Source organism: Thiohalorhabdus sp. (genome assembly GCF_046545655.1).
GTDB lineage: Bacteria > Pseudomonadota > Gammaproteobacteria > Thiohalorhabdales > Thiohalorhabdaceae > Thiohalorhabdus.
The window spans coordinates 1-3,329 of the sequence record NZ_JBKGZG010000084.1 but is presented as its reverse complement, the minus strand read 5'-3'; the positions used below and the strand labels follow the sequence as shown (position 1 = coordinate 3,329).

General features: G+C 68.5%; 4 protein-coding genes. 3 read left to right on the top strand and 1 reads right to left on the bottom strand.

Features of this window, described 5'->3' with window-relative positions:
* Positions 1-77 precede the first annotated feature (77 nt).
* On the bottom strand, positions 78-515 hold the full coding sequence (locus tag ACLFRB_RS11720) for an Rrf2 family transcriptional regulator (RefSeq protein WP_411069195.1): 438 nt from the start codon (positions 513-515) through the stop codon (positions 78-80).
* 169 nt (positions 516-684) lie between these two features.
* Here ACLFRB_RS11720 and ACLFRB_RS11715 point away from each other — a divergent pair, with 169 nt between their 5' ends.
* From ACLFRB_RS11715 to ACLFRB_RS11705, 3 genes are read left to right on the top strand one after another with little or no spacing between them, the layout of a single operon-like run.
* The gene (locus ACLFRB_RS11715; RefSeq protein ID WP_411069194.1) at positions 685-1,224 is read left to right on the top strand and encodes a cytochrome C oxidase subunit II; all 540 of its coding nucleotides are present in this window, start codon (positions 685-687) and stop codon (positions 1,222-1,224) included.
* Positions 1,225-1,227: 3 nt separating this feature from the next.
* The gene (locus tag ACLFRB_RS11710; protein WP_411069193.1) at positions 1,228-2,706 is read left to right on the top strand and encodes a cbb3-type cytochrome c oxidase subunit I; all 1,479 of its coding nucleotides are present in this window, start codon (positions 1,228-1,230) and stop codon (positions 2,704-2,706) included.
* On the top strand, positions 2,690-3,286 hold the full coding sequence (locus ACLFRB_RS11705) for an SCO family protein (protein ID WP_411069192.1): 597 nt from the start codon (positions 2,690-2,692) through the stop codon (positions 3,284-3,286). The genes ACLFRB_RS11710 and ACLFRB_RS11705 overlap by 17 nt, the downstream gene beginning before the upstream one ends.
* Positions 3,287-3,329: the final 43 nt, after the last annotated feature.

Below are 3,329 nucleotides of genomic sequence, written 5' to 3'. Positions count from 1 at the left end.
AAAGCGGTCGTCGCCTGGAAACCGATCCTACGGGCCTGTCCCGCTGGGGTAGGAGCGGCCGTCCGGGCCGCGACCCCCTACTCCGCCGGCGCCACGTCGAACAGGGCGTGGAGGATGTCCGCCTGGGGGACCACCAGGTCCGCGAGGGTGTAGCGGTCCAGCACGGCCATGAAGGCGTCCCGGGCCTCCCCCAGCGCCGTGCGCAGCCGGCAGGGGGCGATGATGGGGCATTCCGTGCCGACGCAGTCGATGATATCGAGGTGCTCTTCCATGGTGCGCACCACGGACCCCACCACGATCTTATCCGGCGGCATGCCCAGGCGGATGCCCCCGCCCTTGCCGCGCACGGTCTGCAGGTAGCCCTCCCGCCCCAGCACGTTCACCACCTTCACCAGGTGGTTGCGGGAGATCTTGTAGACCTCCGCCACCTCGGTGATGGTGGCCAGCTCGTTGTCGCGGGCGCCCAGGTACATGAGCACCCGCAGGGCGTAATCGGTATGTCGCGTCAGGCGCATGGCGTTTCCCTTCCAAACCCCGGCATTGTAATCCCTCCCCGGGTGCCCGGCCAGGCGGTACCCACAGGAATCTTGCGGATATTAGACAACTCTTTCGTCGGGGGTTGCTTTTGGACCCGGTCGAATTTAAAGTTGCATTCCCTTTGCAACTTTAACGGAGGATGCCCTCATGTACCAGGAGATCGCGTGGCAGGTATCCCTGCTCGGGGGCCTGTTCCTCGCCGCGGTTTTCCTCCTCGTGGTCATGCGCTCCGGGAATCCCGCGGAATACGGGCCGATCCAGAAGCGGTTCTACCGCTTTCGGGCCCTCTGGTTCTGGGGCCTCGTGGCCGTGGGCAGCTGGCTGTCGGTGGAGACCCTGGCGAGCCTGCCCTACGGTCCCACCCACGGCAAGGAGGGCGGCCCCGCCGAGGTCACGGTGGATGTCACCGGGCACCAGTGGTACTGGGACATGAGCCGCACGGAGGTCCCCGCGGGGCGCACGGTGCAGTTCAATGTCACCTCCGCGGACGTGAACCACGGCTTCGCCATCTACAACGCCGACGACGAGGTGGTGGCCCAAACGCAGGCCATGCCGGAGTACACCAACAAGCTGCGCCACACCTTCCGCGAGCCGGGAACCTACCGGGTGATGTGCCTGGAGTACTGCGGCCCCCCGCACCACAACATGACCGCGGAGATCCAGGTCACGGCCGAGAAGGAGGGATAGCCGATGAGTAATCCGTATCAGCCCGACACCGCGGTGGGCCGCCCCGAGCGCCAGGTGGTGCTCGCCTACATGGGCACGGCCGGGGTGTTGCTCCTGCTGATGATGGCCTTCGGCCTGATCATGCGCCTGGCCCAGGGCGACATCCTGGGCGTGGCCCCCGACTGGTTCTACCGCATCCTCACCCTGCACGGCACCGGCATGGTGGGCCTGGCCGGCCTCGCCGGGGCGGGCATCATGTGGTACTTCCTCCGCCAGCACGTGAGTTTGTCCCTGCCGGTGGCCTGGACCAATCTGGTGCTGTTCCTGATCGGCGTGGTGCTGATCCTGGGCGGGATCCTGCTGGGCGGCTACGCCGGCGGCTGGACCTTCCTCTATCCGCTGCCCGCCAGGCCCATGGGCATGTGGTCCGTAACCGGCGCGGCCTCCTTCCTCACCGGGCTGCTGTTGATCGGCGTGGGCTTCCTGCTGCTGCACCTGGACACCGCGCGCGGCATCGTCGCCCGCTACGGCGGGCTCGGCAAGGGCCTGGGCTGGCCGCAGCTGTTCGGTCCCAACGACGGCAACGCGCCGCCGGCGCCGGTGGTGGCCTCCACCATGGTGCTGATCGTCAACATCCTGGGCCTGGTATCGGGCGCGGCCATCCTGGTGATGACCCTGATCAACCTGTTCTTCCCGGCCTTCGAGGTGGATCCGCTGCTGGCCAAGAACATGATCTACTTCTTCGGCCACGTGTTCATCAACGCCACCATCTACATGGCGGTGATCGCGGTCTACGCGCTGCTGCCGCGCTACACGGGCCGACCCTGGAAGTCCAGCACCAAGGCCTTCCTCGGCGCGTGGACGGCCTCCACGATCATGGTGGTGATCGTCTACCCCCACCACATCCTCATGGACTTCGCCCAGCCCCAGTGGATGCACGTCATGGGGCAGATCATCTCCTACACCAGCGGCCTGCCGGTGCTGGCGGTGACCGCCTACGGCGCCATCACCATCCTCTACCGCAGCGGCATCCGGTGGGACCTGGCCTCCGGGCTGCTCACCCTGTCCGTCTTCGGCTGGGCGGCGGGCACCATCCCCGCCATGGTGGACGCCACCATCGTGGTCAACGAGGTGATGCACAACACCCTGTGGGTGCCCGGGCACTTCCACTTCTACCTGCTGCTCGGCGTCATGGCCATGGCCCTGGGCTTCATGGTCTGGATGGCCCGCACCTACGGCACCGGCGGCGGCAGCGCCCTGGACGCCCCGGCCTTCTGGCTGTACGCCCTCGGCGGCGTGGGCTTCGTGGGCATGTTCCTGATGGGCGGCCGCGAGGGCGCGCCGCGGCGCTTCGCGGAGTACCTGCCGGAGTGGGTGCCCTACGCCCAGTGGGGCGCGCTGTTCGCGGCGCTGGTGCTGATGGCGACCACGGTGCTGGTGGTGCGCTTCTTCGGCCAGTTCCTGGCCGGGCGACGGGAGGCGCCGGATGCGCGCGTGGCTTAGCGCCATGGTGGTGGCCGTCCTGGGGGCGGCCACCCTCTTCTGGGGCACCGACGGCTTCCGGGCCCTGACGGCCGAGAGCGCCCGCCGGATTGCCGTATCCGAGCAGCCGCGTGCGGTGCCGGACCTCCGCCTCCAACTGCAGTCGGGGGCGGAGGCCCGGCTCCGCGAGCTGCGCGGCAAGCTGGTGGTGGCCACCTTCATCTACACCCGCTGCACCCACGCCTGCCCCATGCTGGGCATGCGCATGCAGCGCATCCGGGCCGAGCTGCCCGAGGCCGCGGTGGGCACGGAGGTGCGCTTCCTCAGCCTGAGCTTCGACCCGGAATACGACCGGCCGCAACGCCTCGCCGAATACGGCGGCCGCTACGGCGCCGAGCCGACCCACTGGTGGGTGGCGCGGCCCCGGGACGCGCTGGCGGAGATGCTGGATCCCTTCGGCGTGGTGGTGCTGCCCGACGGCAAGGGCGGCTTCATGCACAACGCGGCCTTCTACCTCATTGACCGCGAGGGCCGCCTGACCGGGATCTTTCCCGACGACGAGCCCGAGCGGGTGGTGGACGCGGTGGAGGAGCGGCTATGAAGACCTACCAGCACCCCCGTAGGAGCGAGCTCCAGCTCGCGAC